18 protein-coding genes are annotated in these 18098 nt (G+C 73.2%); 12 read left to right on the top strand and 6 right to left on the bottom strand.

Going from position 1 to position 18098, the window contains the following annotated elements; genetic code table 11:
* Positions 1-2: 2 nt before the first annotated feature.
* From hppD to AB0J71_RS35440, 7 genes are read left to right on the top strand one after another with little or no spacing between them, the layout of a single operon-like run.
* Positions 3-1091 (top strand): 4-hydroxyphenylpyruvate dioxygenase, encoded by a 1089-nt coding sequence (hppD, locus tag AB0J71_RS35470; protein ID WP_352330097.1) that lies wholly within the window; start codon positions 3-5, stop codon positions 1089-1091.
* Entirely contained in the window at positions 1088-2440 is a 1353-nt protein-coding gene (locus AB0J71_RS35465) for a condensation domain-containing protein (protein ID WP_364418284.1), read from the top strand. The genes hppD and AB0J71_RS35465 overlap by 4 nt, the downstream gene beginning before the upstream one ends.
* Before the next feature lie 5 nt (positions 2441-2445).
* Positions 2446-3801 (top strand): nucleotide disphospho-sugar-binding domain-containing protein, encoded by a 1356-nt coding sequence (locus AB0J71_RS35460; protein WP_352327800.1) that lies wholly within the window; start codon positions 2446-2448, stop codon positions 3799-3801.
* Positions 3802-3831: 30 nt separating this feature from the next.
* Positions 3832-4815 (top strand): dTDP-glucose 4,6-dehydratase, encoded by a 984-nt coding sequence (gene rfbB, locus AB0J71_RS35455; RefSeq protein ID WP_352327799.1) that lies wholly within the window; start codon positions 3832-3834, stop codon positions 4813-4815.
* A gap of 18 nt (positions 4816-4833) precedes the next feature.
* Positions 4834-6105 (top strand): class I SAM-dependent methyltransferase, encoded by a 1272-nt coding sequence (locus AB0J71_RS35450; protein WP_364418283.1) that lies wholly within the window; start codon positions 4834-4836, stop codon positions 6103-6105.
* An 11-nt stretch (positions 6106-6116) separates the two neighbouring features.
* Positions 6117-6869, top strand: coding sequence for a methyltransferase domain-containing protein (locus AB0J71_RS35445; protein WP_352327797.1), 753 nt, complete (start codon positions 6117-6119; stop codon positions 6867-6869).
* Positions 6856-8010 (top strand): aminotransferase class I/II-fold pyridoxal phosphate-dependent enzyme, encoded by a 1155-nt coding sequence (locus AB0J71_RS35440; protein WP_352327796.1) that lies wholly within the window; start codon positions 6856-6858, stop codon positions 8008-8010. Before AB0J71_RS35445 ends, AB0J71_RS35440 begins: the two co-directional genes overlap by 14 nt.
* A gap of 40 nt (positions 8011-8050) precedes the next feature.
* Here the strand turns inward: AB0J71_RS35440 and AB0J71_RS35435 are convergent, their stop codons facing one another.
* Positions 8051-9388, bottom strand: a complete 1338-nt coding sequence (locus AB0J71_RS35435) for an MFS transporter (RefSeq protein WP_364418282.1) — start codon at positions 9386-9388, stop codon at positions 8051-8053.
* Positions 9389-9435: 47 nt separating this feature from the next.
* Between AB0J71_RS35435 and AB0J71_RS35430 the strand changes: the two genes are divergently transcribed.
* Together AB0J71_RS35430 and AB0J71_RS35425 are read left to right on the top strand one after the other, a co-directional pair.
* Entirely contained in the window at positions 9436-10221 is a 786-nt protein-coding gene (locus tag AB0J71_RS35430; protein ID WP_364418280.1) for an SAM-dependent methyltransferase, read from the top strand.
* Positions 10222-10399: 178 nt separating this feature from the next.
* Positions 10400-11455: a hypothetical protein gene (locus tag AB0J71_RS35425; RefSeq protein WP_364418278.1), complete on the top strand. Its 1056-nt coding sequence runs from the start codon at positions 10400-10402 to the stop codon at positions 11453-11455.
* A gap of 29 nt (positions 11456-11484) precedes the next feature.
* Here the strand turns inward: AB0J71_RS35425 and AB0J71_RS35420 are convergent, their stop codons facing one another.
* Complete coding sequence (locus tag AB0J71_RS35420) at positions 11485-12351, bottom strand: SDR family NAD(P)-dependent oxidoreductase (protein ID WP_364391942.1); 867 nt, start codon at positions 12349-12351, stop codon at positions 11485-11487.
* Between the two features lie 176 nt (positions 12352-12527).
* Here AB0J71_RS35420 and AB0J71_RS35415 point away from each other — a divergent pair, with 176 nt between their 5' ends.
* The 3 genes from AB0J71_RS35415 to AB0J71_RS35405 all read left to right on the top strand — a co-directional run bounded on the left by AB0J71_RS35415 (position 12528) and on the right by AB0J71_RS35405 (position 13825).
* Entirely contained in the window at positions 12528-13178 is a 651-nt protein-coding gene (locus AB0J71_RS35415; RefSeq protein WP_352331495.1) for a TetR/AcrR family transcriptional regulator, read from the top strand.
* Positions 13179-13289: 111 nt separating this feature from the next.
* Complete coding sequence (locus AB0J71_RS35410) at positions 13290-13631, top strand: RDD family protein (protein WP_364418276.1); 342 nt, start codon at positions 13290-13292, stop codon at positions 13629-13631.
* Positions 13628-13825, top strand: coding sequence for a hypothetical protein (locus tag AB0J71_RS35405; RefSeq protein WP_364418274.1), 198 nt, complete (start codon positions 13628-13630; stop codon positions 13823-13825). The genes AB0J71_RS35410 and AB0J71_RS35405 overlap by 4 nt, the downstream gene beginning before the upstream one ends.
* On the opposite strand, the gene AB0J71_RS35400 is transcribed toward AB0J71_RS35405, so the two are convergent.
* From AB0J71_RS35400 to AB0J71_RS35385, 4 genes are all read right to left on the bottom strand, one after another.
* Positions 13826-14170, bottom strand: a complete 345-nt coding sequence (locus tag AB0J71_RS35400) for a GNAT family protein (protein ID WP_364418272.1) — start codon at positions 14168-14170, stop codon at positions 13826-13828.
* 40 nt (positions 14171-14210) lie between these two features.
* Positions 14211-15524 (bottom strand): cation:proton antiporter, encoded by a 1314-nt coding sequence (locus AB0J71_RS35395; protein ID WP_364418270.1) that lies wholly within the window; start codon positions 15522-15524, stop codon positions 14211-14213.
* A 163-nt stretch (positions 15525-15687) separates the two neighbouring features.
* Positions 15688-16905: a cytochrome P450 gene (locus AB0J71_RS35390; RefSeq protein WP_352328978.1), complete on the bottom strand. Its 1218-nt coding sequence runs from the start codon at positions 16903-16905 to the stop codon at positions 15688-15690.
* Between the two features lie 32 nt (positions 16906-16937).
* The gene (locus tag AB0J71_RS35385) at positions 16938-18074 is read right to left on the bottom strand and encodes a hypothetical protein (protein ID WP_364418268.1); all 1137 of its coding nucleotides are present in this window, start codon (positions 18072-18074) and stop codon (positions 16938-16940) included.
* Positions 18075-18098: the final 24 nt, after the last annotated feature.

The following is an 18098-nucleotide window of genomic DNA, read 5'->3' as shown; positions in this document are numbered from 1 at the left end:
CCATGACCACCACGACGATCTTCGACGACCTGCGCCTGGACCACATCGGCTTCTACGTCGGCGACCTGGACGGCGAGACCGAACGGCTGACCGGCTCCCTGGGCCTGACGGCCCACGCCACGGCCCGGGACGACCGGGCCCGCGCGGCCGCCCTGGGCGCGAACCGGATCAGGTTCGTGCTCACCCAGCCGCTGGCCGCCGACCACCCCGGCGCCGGCTACCTCGACCGGCACGGCGACGGCGTGTCCGACATCGCGCTGGGCGTGCCCGACGCCGCGGCCGCCTACCACGAGGCGGTGCGGCGCGGCGCCCGTCCGGTGGCGGCCCCCGCCGGGCGCGACGGCTTCGTCACGGCCGCCGTCCACGGCTTCGGCGACGTGCTGCACACGTTCGTGCAGCGCCCGGCCGGGGCGGCGGAGCGGGCGCTGCCCGGCTTCCGCGACACCGGGCCGCGGCCGGCCGATTCCGCCCTCGGGCTGCAGGAGGTGGACCATCTGGCCGTGTGCGTCCCGGCCGGGGAGCTCGACGCCACCGTCGAGTGGTACCGGCGGGTGCTCGGCTTCGAGCTCACCTTCGCCGAGCGCATCGCCGTCGGCTCGCAGGCCATGACCACCAAGGTCGTCCGCAGCCGCGGCCGCGGCGAGGTGACGTTCACGCTGATCGAGCCGGACGTGACCAGGACGCCCGGCCACATCGACGAGTTCCTGCGCGACCACGGCGGCGCGGGCGTGCAGCACCTGGCGCTGGCCGCCGCCGACATCGTGGCCGCGGTGGAGGGCAGCGCGGCCCGCGGGGTGGAGTTCCTGACCGCCCCCGACGTCTACTACAGCCTGCTCGCCGAACGGGTCCGGCCGGTGAAGTACCGGCTGGAGGACCTGGCCCGGCTCGACATCCTCGTGGACGAGGACCACGACGGGCAGCTCTACCAGATCTTCGCCCGCTCCACCCACCCCCGCGACACCTTCTTCTTCGAACTCATCGAGCGACTGGGCGCGCGCAGCTTCGGCAGCGGCAACATCAGCGCCCTCTACCGGGCCGTGGAGCTCCAGCGCAGCGGCCGACGCGATGCCCGCACGGAGGCGGCAGCATGACCATTTCCCCGCCGGCGATCCGGTACCCCCTGTCCTACACCCAGCACTTCCTGCGCCTGTTCGACCAGGGCGACGCCCAGGGGCCCTTCAGCGCCCGCTACAACATCGTCGTCGGCTGGCGCCTGCGCGGCCGCATCGACGTCGACACCCTCCAGCTCGCCATGGACGACGTCGCCGACCGGCACGACGCGCTCAACATGACGATCACCCGGGGGGAGGGGGAGGCGTACCAGGTGCGGCAGCCGTCCGCGCCGGCCCGGCTGCTGGTGGTCGACCTGCCGGCCGCCGCCCCCGAGGAGCGCGCGCTGCGGGCCGAGGAGCTGCTCACCGAGGTCGAGGCCGGCTCCTACAGCCTCCAGGAACTGCCGCACCTGCGCGCCATCCTCGGCCGGTTCGACGACGAGGACGCGGTGCTCGCGCTGATCGTGCACCACACCGCGGGCGACGGCTGGTCCATGCAGCTGCTCATCCGCGACATCGTCACCCGCTACGCCGAGCGCCGCGGCCACGCCGTGCCGCCGCTGCCCGAGCCCCGGCCCTACCACGAGTACGCCGGACGGCAGCAGGAGCAGGCCGGCAGCGCCGAGACCCAGGCCGCCCGCGACTTCTGGGCCGAGCGGCTGCGCGGGGCGCGCATGCTGGCCGTCCCCACCGACCACGCCAGGTCGGCCGGGCTGGCCAAGGTCTGCCCGGTCCACCGGTTCTCGCTGCCCAAGGACGTCTCCGCCCGGGTGATCGGCTACGCCAGGACGATGCGCAGCTCGCCGTTCATGGTGCTGCTGGCCGCCTACAACGTGCTGCTCAGCCGGATCACCGGGGCCACCGACCTGGTCGTCCCGGTGATCAGCTCCGGACGCGGGCAGCCGGAGTTCCAGGAGACCGTGGGGCCGTTCTTCAACTTCCTGCCGCTGCGCACCGGCCTGGACGGCTGCGCCACCTTCCGGCAGGTCGTCGAGCGCTCCCGCCGGACCTGCATGGACTCCTACGCCAACGAGATCCCGTTCCTGCAGATCGTGGCCGAGGCGCCCGAGCTGATGGCCGACGCCGCGCTGGAGAGCAAGGCGCTGTGCGCGCTCCAGGTCTGGCAGTTCGCCACCGGCATGGACGGCGAGCGCGTCGGCGACCTGGAGATCGCCGAGGTCCGCGAACGCCTGCTGGACCAGCCCAACGGCACCGACATCCCCGACGGTGCGCTGCTCACCTTCGACATCGCCCCCTCCGGCGAGATCTTCGGCAACTTCGCCTACAACAGCAACCTGTTCACCGAGAGCACGATCGTGACGATGGTGGCCGACTTCGGCGAGATCCTGCGCGCCGGCCTGGCCGCCCCCGACTCGCCTCTGGAGTGATCGCCATGCGCGTGATGTTCACCGTCTTCCCCGCGACGGCGCACTTCCTGCCGATCGTGCCCTACGCCTGGGCGTTGCAGGCGGCCGGGCACCAGGTGGTGGTGGCGGCCCCGCCGGGCGTCGACACCGGGGTCTCGGTGCCCGACTTCCACCGGTCGGTGAACGCGGCCGGGCTGACCGCGGTCTCCTGCGGCGCGCCCGAGCCGCTGTCGGTGCACGACCGCGGCTACCCCGGGTTCGCCGATCTGATCCCGACGATCGAGGAGTCGGAGCGCCTGGTCGCCGCGCTCGGCATCACCGAGGCGGAACGCCCGCCCTGGGATGTCTTCTACCACTTCGCGCTGCTCACCATGCGCAACTACCATCCGCCGGAGCCGCGCCAGGACGTGCGGGCCGTCGTCGAGTTCGCCCGCGAGTGGCGGCCCGACCTCGTCCTGTGGGACCCGTGGTTCCCGTGCGGCGCGGTGGCGGCCCGGGTCTGCGGCGCCGCCCACGCCCGTACGCTGCTGGCCCCCGACTACACCGCCTGGGCCGCGGACAGGTTCGCCGGCAGCGGCGAGCGCAACCCCATGACCGGGGTGATCGGCCCGCTGGCCGACGCGTACGGCGTGACCGTCGACGACAACCTGCTGCTCGGCGACTGGACGGTGGACCCGTTCCCGCCCGGGATGAGCCTGCCCACCCCCGGCGTGCGCCGCCTGCCCGTCCGGTACGTCCCCTACACCGGGGCGAGCGTCGTGCCCGAGTGGCTGCGGCGGCCGCCGGAGCGGCCACGGGTGGCGATCTCGCTGGGCGTGTCGATGCGCACGTTCTTCAAGGGCGACTGGGGCCGCACCGCCAAGCTGATGGAGGCCGTGGACGGCCTGGACGCCGAGGTCGTCGCCACCCTGGACGCCAACCAGCTGCTCGACCTGGACCGCCCGCTGCCCGCCAACGTGCGCGTGTTCGACTACGTGCCGCTCGACCAGCTCCTGCCGACCTGCTCGGCGATCATCCACCACGGTTCGATCGGCACCTTCGCGGCCGCCTCGGCCATGAACGTCCCGCAGATCGTCTGCGACACCGACGAGCACAACCGGCTCGTCGGCACCCCCGTCGAGGGCGGCATCGACTGGCAGCTCCAGTGCCAGAAACAGCTCACCTCGACCCGGACCTCCCGGTACGTCACCACGCGCGGCGCCGGCGTGCGGATCAACCACCAGACGCAGTCCGCGGCCGAAATCCGCGACGAGCTGCTGCGCGTGCTGAAGGACCCCTCGTTCACCAAGGGCGCGGCCGCCATCCACCAGGACTGGCTGGCCACGCCGAGCCCGACCGACATCGTCGCGGAGCTGGAGCGGCTGACCGCCGCCGCCCGGTAGCCGTCGACCCCTCAGACAGGAGGCGGACAGTTGCGGATCCTGGTCACCGGCGGCGCCGGTTTCATCGGCTCGGAGTTCGTCAGAGCCACGTTGCGCGACTCGCCGGGCACGCGGGTCACCGTCCTGGACAAGCTCACCTATTCCGGCAACCTGGAGAACCTCGACCCGGTGGCCGGCCACCCGGGGCTGCGCTTCGTGCAGGGCGACACCGCCGACCCGCTCGTGGCCGACGAGGTGGTGGCCGGGCAGGACGCGATCGTGCACTTCGCCGCCGAGACGCACGTCGACCGGTCGATCGTCAGCGCGACCGGCTTCGTGCGCTCCAACGTGCTGGGCACCCAGACCCTGCTGGAGGCGGCCCTGCGGCACGGCGTCGGCCGTTTCGTGCACGTCTCCACCGACGAGGTGTACGGCTCCATCGCCGAGGGCTCGTGGACCGAGGAGACGCCGCTCGCGCCGAACGTGCCGTACGCGGCCTCCAAGGCCGGCTCGGACCTGCTCGCGCTGGCCTTCCACCGCACGCTCGGCCTGGACGTCGTGATCACCCGCTGCACCAACAACTACGGCCACTACCAGTTCCCCGAGAAGGTCATCCCGCTGTTCGTCACCAACCTGCTCGAAGGCCGCCGGGTGCCCCTGTACGGCGACGGCGGCAACCGGCGCGACTGGCTGCACGTCTCCGACCACTGCCGGGCCATCCGCATGGTCCTCGACCGCGGCCGGGCCGGCGAGGTGTACCACATCGGCGGCGGCAGCGAGCTGAGCAACCTGGAGCTGACCGCCCGCCTGCTGGAGGCGTGCGGGGCGGGCTGGGACATGGTCGAGCACGTCCCCGACCGGCCGGGGCACGACCTGCGCTACTCCCTCGACATCTCCAAGATCGAGCGGGAGCTGGGCTACGCGCCGTCGGTCGACTTCGAGACCGGGCTGGCCGCGACCGTCGCGTGGTACCGGGACAACCGGTCCTGGTGGGAACCGCTCAAGCACCGCGAGCTCGCCGTGGCCGCCCACTGAAGATCATGAGGAGAAGCCATGCAGGACATTGTCCGACGTCTTGACACGTGCCGGGTCTGCGGGCGCGACGACTGGCTGGAGGTCACCTCCTTCGGGTCCGTGCCGCTGGCCAACGGCTTCCTCGACCCCGCCGACCTCCCGGCCGAGGAGCCCGCCTACCCCGTGGACGTCATCGTGTGCCGCAACTGCCGGCTGATGGCCATCCGGCACGTGATCAGGCCCGACGTGCTGTTCCGGCACTACGTGTACGTCACCTCCGAGTCCGACCAGATGACCGCCCACATGCGGCGCATCGTCGGCTGGTGCACCCGCCGGGCCGGGCTCGCGCCCGGCGAGCTCGTCGTCGAGCTGGGCAGCAACGTCGGCCTGCAGCTCGCGCTCTTCCAGGAGCAGGGGCAGCGGGTCGTCGGCGTGGACCCGGCCGAGAACCTGGCCGAGATCGCCAACGCCCGCGGCGTGCGCACGCTGCCCGAGTTCTTCGGCGCCGACCAGGGCCGCCGCATCCACGCCGAGCAGGGCGAGGCCAAGCTGGTGCTCGGCCGCCAGTGCTTCGCCCACATCGACGACGTGCACAACGTGCTGGACGGCGCCACCGCCGTGCTGGCCCCCGACGGGCTGGTCGCGATCGAGGTCCCGTACCTGCTGGACCTGCTGGAGGAGAACCAGTTCGACACGATCTACCACGAGCACCTGTCGTACTACTCGGTCACCACCCTCGCCCACCTGTTCGCCCGGCACGGCCTGCGCATCGTGGACGTCGAGCGGGCGGCCGTGCACGGCGGCTCGATCGTCGTCTTCGCCGCCAGGGAGGGCTCGGCCCACCCCGCCCGGCCCTCCGTGAACCGGCTGTTGTCGCTGGAGCGGCAGAGCGGCCTCGACTCCGACGACGCCTACCTGGCCTTCGCCGAGCGCGCCCACCAGGTGATCAGGCAGATCGGCGACCTCGTGCGCGACCTGGCCGGCCGCGGCCTGACCGTCGCCGGGTACGGCGCGCCCTCCAAGGGCACCACCCTGCTGCAGTTCTGCGAGCTCGGCCCGGCCGAGGTGCGCTTCTGCAGCGACACCACCAGCCTCAAGCACGGCAGGCTGCTGCCCGGCACCCGCATCCCGTGCCGCTCGCCCGAGCAGGCCCGCGACCAGCAGCCCGACTACTACCTGCTGCTCGCCTGGAACTACGCCGACGAGATCATCTCCAAGGAGCAGGACTTCCTGCGCCGCGGCGGCAAGTTCATCATCCCCATCCCGCAGCCGAGGGTCGTGACGGCCGAGCCCGTCCCGGCGGTGGCCTGAAGGAGATCTGCATGGAATACGGATCCGACCACGCCGAGTACTACGACCGCGTCTTCCGCAGCCGCGGCAAGAGCTTCGAGGGCGAGGCCCGGGAGCTCGACCGGATCATCAGGGAACGGTCGCCGCACGCGGCCTCGCTGCTCGACGTCGCCTGCGGCACCGGCGCGCACCTGGAGACCTTCGCCAAGCTCTTCGACCACGTCGAGGGGGTCGAGCTGTCGCCCGACATGCGGGAGGTCGCCGGACGGCGGCTGCCCGGCGTGCCGCTGCACGCCGGCGACATGCGCACCTTCGACCTCGGACGCACCTTCGACGCCGTGACCTGCATGGGCAACGCCGTCGGCGAGCTGGGCTCCTACGAGGAGCTGGTGGAGGCCGTCGGCCGCATGGCGGCTCACCTGGAGCCCGGCGGCGTCCTCGTCGTCGAGCCCTGGTACTTCCCGGAGAACTTCCTCGACGGGCACGTCGGCGGCCACACGCTGGTGGAGGAGGGGCTCGTCATCTCCCGCATGACGCACTCGCGCAGGGAGGGCGGCAAGAGCCGGCTGGAGGTGCGGTTCAGGGTCGCCGACGCCTCGGGCTTCAAGGAGTTCGCCGAGGTCCTCTACTCCAGCCTGTTCACCTGCGACCAGTACCTGGAGGCGTTCGCCAAGGCGGGCTGCCGGGCCGATTTCCGGCCCGCGTTCAAGCTGGCCGACGGCCGGCCCAACAGCCCCGGGCTGTTCGTCGGCGTGCGCGAGGAGGCCGGCGATGGCCTTCGGTGAGCCCCTCGTCGTCGGCCGGCCCAACGCGGGGGAGCGGGCGCGCCTGCTGGAACGGCTCGGCGGCGTGCTCGACCGGCTCTGGCTGACCAACAACGGCCCGCTGGTGCGCGAGTTCGAGGCCCGCCTGGCCGACCTGACCGGCGCCCGGAACGCCGTGGCGACCTGCAACGCCACCACCGGCATCCAGATCGCGGCCAGGGCCGCCGGGCTGCGGCCGGGCGACGAGGTGATCGTCCCCTCCTTCACCTGGGTGGCCACCGCCCACGCGCTGGAGTGGATCGGCATCGTCCCGGTCTTCTGCGACTCCGACGAGATCACCGGCAACGCCGACCCCGACCACGTCGAGCGCCTGATCGGCCCGCGCACCCGCGGCATACTCGGCGTGCACGTCTTCGGCTACCCGTGCGACGTGGACGCCCTGGAGCGCCTGGCCCGCGAGCACGGGCTCGTCCTGCTGTTCGACGCGGCGCACGCGCTCGGCTGCACCTACCGGGGCAGGCCGATCGGCACGTCCGGGGACGCCGAGATCTTCAGCTTCCACGCCACCAAGTTCGTCAACAGCGTCGAGGGCGGCGCGATCGTCACCGACGACGACGACCTGGCCGCGCGCGTCAGGGAACTGCGCAACCAGGGCATCGACGCGGCCGGTCAGATCTCCGGGGCCGGCACGGTGGCCAGGATGAGCGAGTTCCACGCGGCCATGGGGCTGACCTCGCTGGAGGCCATCGACACGATCGTCGAGGCCAACCGGCGCAACCAGCGGGTCTACGAGGAACTGCTCGCCGGGCTGCCGGGCGTCGTGGTGCGCGGCCAGGCGCCCGGCGAACGGGCCAACTTCCAGTACCTGGTCATCGAGGTGGACGAGGCCGTCGCCGGCGTGTCGCGGGACGCGGTGCTGGCGGCGCTGCTGGAGGAGAACGTGCACGCGCGGCGCTACTTCTCCCCGATCTGCCACCAGGTCGAGCCGTACCGGTCGGACCCGGGCAGGCACTTCCCGCTGCCCCTGCCCCGCGCCGAGGGCCTGGCCGCCCGCGTCCTGTCCCTGCCGACCGGCCCCACGGTGGACGCGGGGCACATCGCCGGCATCTGCCGCGTGGTCCGGGAGACCGTCCGGGCGGCCGACCGCCGGCTGGTCGCCTGACCCGCGACGAGGGCGCTCCTCGACGGGGCGCCCTCGTCCGTCAGGCCGCCGGCACGGTCCCCTGGACGGCCTCGGGGACGGGGGTCACCCGGCGGCGCACGGCCAGGCCGAACAGGGCGACCAGCAGGCCGCAGGCGCCCGCCAGCGCGAAGGGGGCCGCGGGCCGCCACAGGTCGTAGAGCCAGCCGCCGACGCCGGAGATGACGAAGATGCCGATCGCGCCGCAGAGCGTCTGGACGCCGAAGCTGGAGCCCCGGTACCGGGCCGGCACCTGCTGGGCCAGCAGCGGGCCCGCCGTGGTGATGACGCCGATCTCGCCCAGTCCGACGGCCGCCGCCACCAGCATCATCCCCGGCCCGAGCGGGTCGCTGACCAGCAGCGTCGACAGGTACGCGGCCCCGGCCAGCGCCTGGGCCAGGATCACCACGTCCTGCCGCCGCATCCGGTCGCCGAGCCAGCCGAACAGCGGCGCGCCCACCACGATCACCATGTACGCGATGCCCACGATCGCGCCGCTCTTGGCCAGGGCCTCGGTGGCGGACATGCCGCGCACGGCCTTGGCGTGGTCCACGATCCACAACGACAGGAAGCTCGCCACCAGCGCCAGGTCGGCCCTGGCCACGAAGGACGCCGCGTACGACAGCGCCACGCCGGGGTCGCGGGCCAGCCGCACGCCCTCGACGACCAGCCGCCCCAGCCCGGCCCGCTCACCGGCCTGCTGCCCGGCCGAGGGCCCGGCGGCCGGCTCGACGGACGCGGCCAGGCCGGGGGCCAGCGTGCCGCGCAGGGCCAGCGCGCCCAGCAGCACCAGCCCGGCGACCACCAGGAAGCCCACCTTGGCCGCCGTGGCCGGGGCCATGCCGCCGCCCTCCAGCATGTTCGGCAGGCGTACCAGCACCAGCACCGCGACCACCGCGCCGATGCCGCTGAACAGGCCGAGCCAGCCGTAGGCCTTGCCGCGCGCGCGGTCGCGCACGTAGTCGGCGGTGATCGCGGACATGGTGACGTTCAGCGCGGCGATCCCCAGGGCGAACACGACGCGCAGGGCGACCAGGACGGCGACGTTGCCCGCGAACGGGTAGAGCGCCGCGCCGAGCGCGCACAGCAGCAGCCCCGCCACGGCGACCGGCCGCCGGCCGATCCGGTCGGCGAGCGCGCCGTACCAGGCCAGGCTCAGGATGAGCGCCGCCTCCGCGGCGACCTGGAGGTAGCCGGTCGTGCGGCCCAGGTCGTCGCCGGACAACCCCAGCGCGTCGGTGAGCAGGTACGGCTGGGCGGCCGGCAGGAACGTGATGACCGCCGTGCCGAGGAGCCCGAGCCCCATGCATGCCCAGAGGTTGGTCCTGCTGATGCCCGCCGCGGGGTCGAGACCTAACATGGCAGAGATCATCCCAACGTCAGCCCTAGATCGTCTAGGTTTGGCACATGATGAGTGACCGAGTCCCGCCGGGCGTCAGCGCCGCGGTGCCCAACGTGGCGCGGATGTACGACTACTACCTCGGCGGGAAGGACAACTTCGCGTCCGACCGGGCCGCCGCGGAGAAGGTGCTGTCGATCATCCCCGAGATCAGGGGCGACGCCCGCAACAGCCGGGCCTTCCTGCAGCGCGCCGTGCGCCACCTGCGGCAGGCGGGCGTCGACCAGTTCCTCGACATCGGGTCGGGGCTGCCGACCGCGGGCCACGTGCACGAGGTGATCGACGGCGCCAAGATCGTCTACGTGGACAACGACTCGGTCGTGCTCACCCACTCCCGCGCCCTGCTCGGCCACTCGCCCGACGTCACCGTCCAGGAGGGCGACCTGCGGCGGCCGGAGGCCGTCATGGAACGGGCGGCGGAGGTGCTGGACTTCTCCCGGCCGATCGCGCTGCTGGTGGTCTCGCTGCTGCACTTCGTCACCGACGACGAGGACCCGGTGGGCGTCGTCCACCGCTACCGCGACCTGCTGCCCGCCGGCAGCCACATCGTGCTGACGCACGTCGCCCCCGACACCATGCCGAGCAAGGCCGACGACGTCAGCGCCGTCTACCGCAACGCGACCTCGCCGTTCACGGCCCGCAGGCGGTCGGTGTTCGCCTCCATGCTGGACGGCTTCGACCTCCTGGAGCCGGGCATCGTCAACACCCGCGAGTGGCGTCCCGACGCCGACACCGACCCGTCCCCGATCGACGGCGACTACCACCTGTGCGCGGTGGGCCGCAAGCGCTCCTGACCCGCGCGGCTCCGCTCCGGCCTGGCCCATCACCCTCCGGGTGGTGGGCCATACGTGTGCCGGTCGCCACACCGTTTCGAACATGTGATCCAAAACTTGTGGGTTTCCGTCGCCGGTCGTGCTTACGATCTTGGTGTTCGCCGGCCGGGTCGTCCGGCCGGCCCTACCGGACGGAGAGATGTCCTTGAGGCGTGCAATGATCACGTCGGCCGCCGCGCTGAGCCTGCTGGCCCCCGTCGTCGTGGCCGGGCCCGCACGGGCGGCCACCGTCGCGACGGTCCCGCTGGCCACCGTCGTGGACAAGGCCAGGGAGGTGGCCGGGTTCTGGCTCGCCGACGACGCGGCCAACCTGCGGGCCGCCACGCCGTACACCGTGCCGGCCGCGGCGACGGGGGGCGAACGCCTGTCCACCGGCGTCGTCCCGGACGGGCCCGCGGTCAGCACCCCGCCGATCGGGGCCGAGAACCCGCCGCCTGGCGACGAGGTCGTGACGTCCGGCAAGGTGTTCTTCATCGGCAGCGACGGCCTGCCCCACTGGTGCACCGGCACCTCGGTGCAGTCGGCCTACCGCAACCTGGTGGCCACCGCGGGCCACTGCGTGTTCGACATCGAGGCCCCGATGGGCGCGCTCGGCAAGTGGGTCTTCGTCCCGGCCTACTCCGACGGCGCCACCCCCTACGGCCTGTACGTCGGCAAGCAGGGCGTCACTCACTACGACTTCGAGGACCTGCACGACTTCGACCGGGACTACGCCTTCGCCACCGTCCACAGCGGCGTCGTCCTGTCCGCCCCGGGCACGCTGACCACGGTCGGCCGCCTCGGCGACAACGTCGGCGGCCTCGGGATCGCGGCCAACCAGCCGCTCCCGCCCGCGGCCGACGTCTTCGGCCACCCCTCCGGGCCGCACCCCGACGGCTCGAGCCCGTACGGGGGCGGGGGCCTCGAACGCTCGACCGGGCCGACGTTCGCGGTGAAGCCCTCCGGCCTGCGCGTGGACCGGCCCGTCGGCGTGGACTCGCCGTTCACGGCCTCGCCCGGGGCGGCGTGGGTGACCGGCTACGACGCCGGGACCCGGGCCGGCTACCTGAACGGCCTGACGATCAGCGTCGCCGACACCGACGCCGACGGGCGGTACGACACCGGCGTCTCCCCGTACTTCGACACCGGGCTGTTCCAGGTCTACCGGGACGCGGCCAACCGCTGGACCGGCTCCATCACCTACGTCTCCGGCTGACGGGAGCCGCCGGGCCGGCTGGTCGGGCGTCAGGAGCTCGCGGCCGGGACCGCGCCGGCGTCCGGCAGGCCGTGGGCCTCGGCGGACAGGTCCTGCCAGTCGTCCCACATCTTGAGCCGGTCGGCGTACGCCTTCTGGACCATCGGGTAGAAGCCCTGGCCGAACAGCACGCGCAGGGGCGGGTTCTCGGCGTCGACGAGCTTGAGCAGGGCCCGGGCGGCGGCCTTGGGGTCGCCGGCCGGCTGCTTGCCCGTCATCGCGGCCAGACGTCGGCGCAGGTCGTCGTAGGCCGGGTCCGGCGTGGCCAGGTGGCCGTTGGCGAGCGGGTCGGGGTTCTTGCCGTTCCTGGTGGCGAAGCCGCCGGGCTCGATGATGGTCACCTTGACGCCGAACTCGGCGACCTCGCCGGCGAGCGCCTCGTTCAGCCCTTCCAGGGCCCACTTGGAGGCGTGGTAGGCGCCGCCGAGGGGGACGGCGATGAGCCCGGCGGCCGAGGACAGCTGGATGATGTGGCCGCTGCCCTGGGCGCGCAGGTGGGGCAGGACGGCCTGGATCACCCACACCGCGCCGAACAGGTTGGTCTCCAGCTGGTCGCGCAGGTCCTGCTCGGTCAGCTCCTCGACCGCGCCGACCTGGGCGTAACCGGCGTTGTTGACGACGACGTCCAGGCGGCCGAAGTGGCCGACGGCCCGCCGCACCGCCTCGGCGACGGCGGCCCTGTCCGTGACGTCCATCGCCAGCGGGAGTATCGCCTCGCCGTGGGCGGCCACCAGGTCCTGGAGGTCGTCGGCGCGGCGCGCGGTGGCGGCCACCCTGTCGCCGCGGGAGAGCGCGGCCTCGACGAACTCGCGGCCCAGGCCGCGGGATGAACCGGTGACGAACCAGATCTTGCTCATGGTGACCTTCTGTCCTTCCGTTGCTGGGTGCCGGGCACGGGACATCGATTTCTCGGTTGTGCATTGATTGCACTCCCGTGCAGCGACTGCACATAGATATACTCAGCTCGCGAGTGGTCGTCAACACGGCCGCGCACCGAACAGACCGGCGGCCCAAAGGAGTGACAGACGGCATCATGACCAGTGACGATCCGGTCCGCGGCGGCGGACGAGAAGCGCAGCGCCGCCGCACCCGCAAGGCGATCATCGACGCGGCGATCCGGCTGAGCGCCGGGGGCGCCACCCCGTCCATCGACGAGGTGGCGGCCGCCGCCGACGTGTCCCGCCGCACGGTCTACACGTACTTCCCGACGCTGGACCACCTGCTGATCGACGCGACCGCGGGGGCGATCAACGATCCGCCGGTCGAGCAGGCGCTGGCCGACCCCGCGCTGGCCGGCGACCCCGCCGCCCGCGTCGACGCCCTCATCAGGACCCTGCTGGAGCACTCCCCGCAGTCGCTGCCCCTCGGGCGCCGGCTGATCCGCCTGACCGTCGACCCGCCGGTGGGCGGCTCGCCAGGGGCGACCGGCCCGCGCCGCACCCAGCGGCGGGTGGGCTGGCTGGAGCAGGCCTGCGCGCCGCTGCGTGACACCCTGAGCGAGGAGGCGTTCCAGCGGCTGATCTCGGCGCTGACCGTCGTGGTCGGCTGGGAGGCGCAGATCGCCCTGCGTGACGTCCGCGGCCTGGACGCCGAGGCCGAACGGGAGACCGTCCGCTGGGCCGCGCGTGCCCTGGTGAACGCGGCCATCAGCGAGAACGGCCGCGGTCCCGGCGCGACCGCCTGAGCCCGCGCCGGCCGTCTCGGGGACGGCCGGCGCCGGGCCCTCGTCCTCCGCCTGGTGGCGGCCGTGCGAAGATCAGGCTCCCTTGTGTGTGCGGGTCATGGAGGCGACGCGGTGCTGAACGAGCGGGAGCGGACGCGAGGCGGCCGGACGGCGTTACGTCCGAGGCTGGTGGCGGCCGGCTGGGACTACCTCGTGATCGCCGCCTGGCTGACGGTGCTGGCCGGAGTGTTCGTCCCGCTGAGCCGCGCGGGAGCGGGGTTCGGCGGGCTCGGCGCCCTGGGCACCGACCTGCTGATCACCGCGCTGAGCGTGCTGCCCCTCGGGGCGTACCTGGTCATCGGGGAGGCGGGGCGGCGGCAGGCCACGTGGGGCAAGCGGCGGGCGGGGCTCGTCGTGGCACTGGACGGCGGGGGCGGCCCGGCGTGGCGCGGATCGCAGCGCGCGCCCTGGTGAAGCTGCTTCCGTGGCAGTGCGCGCACATGGCGGTCTCCCGGCTGGTCCGCGACCCGGACTCGGCGATCGCCATGCCGCTTCTGATCGCGGCGTACGCCCTGGCCGGGGCCTCGGTCGTGCTGGTGCTGACCCGCCGCGACCGGGCCGCCCTGCACGACCTCGTGACGGCCACACGGGTGGTGCCGTCGCCCTGATCACACCTCCGGCAGGGAGGGGTCGGGCCGCCAGGGGCTCGGCGCGGTGATGGACCAGCGTTCGTGGTCGCGCCAGGCGCCGTCGATGTAGAGGTAGTCCGGCGACAGCCCCTCGTACCGGAAGCCCAGGCGCCGGGCCAGGGCCAGGGACGCCTTGTTCGCCGGCTGGATGTTGGCCTCCAGGCGGTGGAGCCGCAGGTCGTCGAACGCGTGCCGCAGGGCGAGGGTCAGCCCGTCGGTCATGTAGCCGCGCCCGGCGGACGGGGCGAAGGCCGCGTAGCCGAGGGACGCCCCCTGGTAGCGGCCCCGCGGGTGCAGCTCCACCCGTGACGGCATGTCGGACATGGGGCAACCTTAGGGCGTGCCGCGCGCGGCGTCGTCCCCGTCAGCTCGCCGTGGTGGTCCAGGAGCGGTGGGCCGTCTCGCGGATCTCCTCGTCGGCCGTCTGCTCCACCCGGGCCATCGCCGCGCGCAGGATGGGCGGCGTCATCAGCGAGGTGACGATCGCGACCAGCACCACCAGCGTGTACGCCTCGACGCTGAGGATGCCCAGCCGCAGGCCGACCATGGCCACCACGACCTCGATCACGCCGCGCGCGTTGAGCCCGGCGCCCAGGGCCAGCGCCTCCCAGCGGTTGAGCCGGCTCAGCCGGGCTCCGGCGTACGCGCCGGCGAACTTGCCGACGATCGCGACGGCCAGCACCGCGAGCCCGGCCAGCAGCACCGGCGGCCGGGTCAGCGCGGTCAGGTCCATCCGCAGCCCGGCGGTGGCGAAGAAGACGGGGGCGAAGCCGGACAGCGTCACGGTGCGCAGCGGCGCCAGCCGGGCCGGGTCCACCCGTCCCGCGCCGCCGATGAGCATGCCCATCACGAACGCGCCGAAGACCGACTCCAGGCCGAGCGCGTGCGTCCCGGCCGAGGCCAGCACGATCAGCATGATCGCCATGCCGACCGTCGGGCCCGCCTCGGGCGACCGGGCCGCCAGCCGCATCGCGCCGCGCACCAGCGGACGCCCGACGGTCAGGGCCGCCACGACGATGGCCACGAGGTAGGCCAGCGAGGTGAGCACGGTGCCGGTGCTGACCGCGTTGACGGCCATGGCGCTGACGATCGAGAGCATGAACCAGCCGAACGCGTCGTCGATCATCCCGGCGGTGAGCGTCAGCTGGCCGATGTTGCGGTGCAGCAGGCGCATGTCCATCAGCGTCTTGGCCAGCACGGGGATCGCGCTCACGCACATCGCCACGCCCATGAACAGCGCGAACACCGTCCCGTCGGTGCCGTCGGGCACGATCATCCGGGGCAGCAGGAACCCGGTGGCGATGCCGAGCCCGAGCGGGATGACCAGGCCGCCCACGCTGATCCCGGCCGCGGTGGCCGCCCGCCGGCGCACCAGGTTCAGGTCCATGTGGATGCCGGTCAGGCCGACCAGCAGCAGCACGCCGACCTGCCCGACGGCGTCCAGGAGGTGGAACTGGCCGGGGTCGGCGGGGAAGAGCCAGCGCTGGAGGCCCGGCGCGACGTGCGCCAGGATCGACGGCCCGAGCACGACGCCGGCGAACAGCTCGCCCACCACGGCGGGCAGCCGGAACCGGGCCGCCAGCGCCCCGAGCCCCAGGGCCAGGCCGAGCAGCACTCCGATCTGCAACAGGAACACGAGCATGCCGTGCGCGCCGATGGGGGCGATGGGCGTCTGCATGAATACCCCTGGAGGTCGATCCTGGTTTCCGAACCTGGATATTCAGCAAAGAACGCCCGGCGCGGGCGCCGCAACGGGCCCGTTCACATGCGGCAATCTCCGAGAAAGCAGCCCATGAAGATCCGCAATCACGGAGAAACCGGCGGAGCTCAGCCGACGGAGCTCAGCCGGTGGCGCGCGGGCCGAGCAGCACCGGCAGGGCGCGCACGCCGTTGTCCAGCAGCGAGGTGAGCCGGGGCAGGTCGTCCAGCGGCCCGGCGGCCCGGATGCCGGGGAACGTCGCGAACAGGGCCGGCAGCGCCACCTCGGCCTGCAGCCGGGCCAGCGGCGCGCCCAGGCAGAAGTGCGGCCCGTGCCCGAACGCCAGATGCGGCACGGCCGGCCTGGTCACGTCGAAGTCGGCGGCGTTCTCGCCGAACCGCTCGGGGTCACGGCCGGCGGCGGAGAAGCAGGCCAGCACCGCCTCGCCCGCCCGCAGCCGGACGCCCTCGATCTCCAGGTCCTCCATGGCGTAGCGCATCGGGAAGTAGGCGTTGGGCGACTCCCAGCGCAGCGCCTCCTCCACCGCCGCGCTCCACGGCACGGCCCCCGAGCGCAGCAGTTCGAGCTGCTCGGGCCGTTCGAGCAGGGCGCGCACGGCGTGCGCGATGAGGTTGATCGTCGTGACGTGGCCGGCGATCAGCAGCACCTGCACGGTGTCCCGCAGCTCGGCGTCGTCCAGCCGGCCCTGGGCGTGCAGCGCGATCAGCTCGCTCGTCAGGTCCTCGCCGGGCGTGCCGCGCCGCACCTCGATGATCTCGCCGACCAGCTCGAACAACGCCCTGCGCCCCTCCGGGCTGTCCGGCGGGCTCTGGTCGAGCTGCACCACCTCGTCGGTGAGCGCGCGCAGGCGCTCGCGGTGGGACTCGGGCACGCCCAGCATCTCGACGATGACGCGCAACGGCAGCGGGTAGGCGTACTCGGCGCGCAGGTCGACCGGCTCGCCCGGCGGCCGGGCCGCCAGGTCCTCCAGCAGGTCGCCGACGATGGAGGTGATCCACGGCTCCATCCGCTGCACCTGGCGCGCGCTGAACAGCTTGACCAGCGGGCCGCGCAGCCGCCGGTGGTCCTCGCCGTCGGCGTTGAGCATGGACGCGTCGGTGACGAGCCGCATCAGCGACGTGCCCTGCGGGGCCGCGGCGCGGGCCGCCGGGTCCCAGTACCGGATGTCGCGCGTCATCGCCGGGTGCGACAGCACCGCCTCCAGCGTCGCGTGGCTGGTGGCGGCCCAGGCCAGCACCCCCTCGACCCGTACCGGGACGAGCGGGCCGGCCCGGCGCAGCCGCTCGTCGCTGTCGTGCAGGTCGAGGGTGGCCGGGTCGAGGACGAACTCGGGTTCCATGGTCATCCTGTCTGTCTGGTGCGGTCGGGCGGTCATCGGCTCGACGTCGCCCCGCTGTAGCGGCGGGGGAGGACCATGACCGGGTTGTCGTCGAGGATCACGTCCGGCGGCCCGAAGCGTTCGGCCACCCGGCGGATCTCGGGGTCGTCGAGCAGCAGCAGCCGGCCGTCGAGGACGAGCGGCTCGTCGTCGGCGTACAGGGTGGGCCGGTCGACCTGGCAGTCGCAGTGGGCGAAACCGGGCGCGGTGGTGACGGCCACGCCGTCGGTGAGCGCGTCGAGCCCGCAGTAGAACGCGCCGGCGTGCTTCTCCCGCTCGAACTGGCTGCCGCCCGCCACCCGCACCTTCGGGTTCAGCCCGATCAGGGCGTGCCGCAGGTAGAAGCCGCCGGGGGAGAAGCGGCGCAGCCGGTCGGCGTCCGCCCCGCCCTCGATCTTCTGCACGACGTTGCCGGCCAGGTGGACGCTCAGCGGCTCCTCGGGCACGCCGGTCACCGTGCAGTCCTCGACGACGAGCACGCCCTCGGTGTCGGCGGGCCAGAAGTTGACGCCCCCGTACGGGAAGGGCCGCCACTGGCCGGGGCCCGGCGGCTCGGCGTCCGGCATGAGGGTCAGCCCGGACAGCGTCAGGTCCGTGCCGGCCGTCGAGGTGACCCGGATCCTGCTGGTCGCGGCCAGCTTCTCCAGCGTGCGGTGCGCCAGGGCGTAGAAGACCTCGTTGGGCAGGCGGGCGCCGGTGAGCAGCGCCCCGGCCGTGGCGCTCATGTGCAGGGACGCGAACCTGACCGGCAGGGCGGCGATCTCGTCGAAGAACAGCGGCGCGGTGTGCACCTCGCCCCACCAGGTGCAGGCGATGACGACGTCGGACGCCCCGACGGCGGCCCGCTCGACGTGGTGCCCGGCCCCGCTGTCCCAGCCGCCCGGGCTGAACGGCGCCACCGACAGGATGTGCACGTCGGCGTCCCGGTAGGCCGCCGCGGCCGCGATGGCCTGGACGACCACCGGGTCGACGGTGTGCTCGGCCAGCACCAGCACCCGCTCGCCCGGCGCCACCCGCAGGTAGTGCACCAGGTTGCGGGCGCCGGGCATGAGCTCGACGATCGAGTACGGCGCGGCCGTCGGCTCGGCCGCGTAGCCGAAGGGCGCAGTGGCGTACGGATTCGTGGTCATCGTTGTCTCCCCCGGTGCCGGTCG

The sequence above is a fragment of the Nonomuraea sp. NPDC049637 genome (assembly GCF_040675235.1).
In the GTDB taxonomy this organism is placed as follows: Bacteria; Actinomycetota; Actinomycetes; order Streptosporangiales; family Streptosporangiaceae; genus Nonomuraea.
Note: the sequence above shows the minus strand (reverse complement) of the source record. Positions and strands in the feature narration are given on the sequence as shown.

Coding starts and splice junctions, on each gene's coding strand:
- AB0J71_RS35385 (WP_364418268.1), bottom strand. CDS start 18,074: ATGACCACGAATCCGTACGCCACTGCGCCCTTCGGCTACGCGGCCGAG.
- AB0J71_RS35390 (WP_352328978.1), bottom strand. CDS start 16,905: ATGGAACCCGAGTTCGTCCTCGACCCGGCCACCCTCGACCTGCACGAC.
- AB0J71_RS35450 (WP_364418283.1), top strand. CDS start 4,834: ATGCAGGACATTGTCCGACGTCTTGACACGTGCCGGGTCTGCGGGCGC.
- AB0J71_RS35420 (WP_364391942.1), bottom strand. CDS start 12,351: ATGAGCAAGATCTGGTTCGTCACCGGTTCATCCCGCGGCCTGGGCCGC.
- hppD (WP_352330097.1), top strand. CDS start 3: ATGACCACCACGACGATCTTCGACGACCTGCGCCTGGACCACATCGGC.
- AB0J71_RS35435 (WP_364418282.1), bottom strand. CDS start 9,388: ATGTTAGGTCTCGACCCCGCGGCGGGCATCAGCAGGACCAACCTCTGG.
- AB0J71_RS35460 (WP_352327800.1), top strand. CDS start 2,446: ATGCGCGTGATGTTCACCGTCTTCCCCGCGACGGCGCACTTCCTGCCG.
- AB0J71_RS35415 (WP_352331495.1), top strand. CDS start 12,528: ATGACCAGTGACGATCCGGTCCGCGGCGGCGGACGAGAAGCGCAGCGC.
- AB0J71_RS35430 (WP_364418280.1), top strand. CDS start 9,436: ATGATGAGTGACCGAGTCCCGCCGGGCGTCAGCGCCGCGGTGCCCAAC.
- AB0J71_RS35445 (WP_352327797.1), top strand. CDS start 6,117: ATGGAATACGGATCCGACCACGCCGAGTACTACGACCGCGTCTTCCGC.
- AB0J71_RS35425 (WP_364418278.1), top strand. CDS start 10,400: ATGTCCTTGAGGCGTGCAATGATCACGTCGGCCGCCGCGCTGAGCCTG.
- AB0J71_RS35440 (WP_352327796.1), top strand. CDS start 6,856: ATGGCCTTCGGTGAGCCCCTCGTCGTCGGCCGGCCCAACGCGGGGGAG.
- AB0J71_RS35395 (WP_364418270.1), bottom strand. CDS start 15,524: ATGCAGACGCCCATCGCCCCCATCGGCGCGCACGGCATGCTCGTGTTC.
- AB0J71_RS35400 (WP_364418272.1), bottom strand. CDS start 14,170: ATGTCCGACATGCCGTCACGGGTGGAGCTGCACCCGCGGGGCCGCTAC.
- AB0J71_RS35465 (WP_364418284.1), top strand. CDS start 1,088: ATGACCATTTCCCCGCCGGCGATCCGGTACCCCCTGTCCTACACCCAG.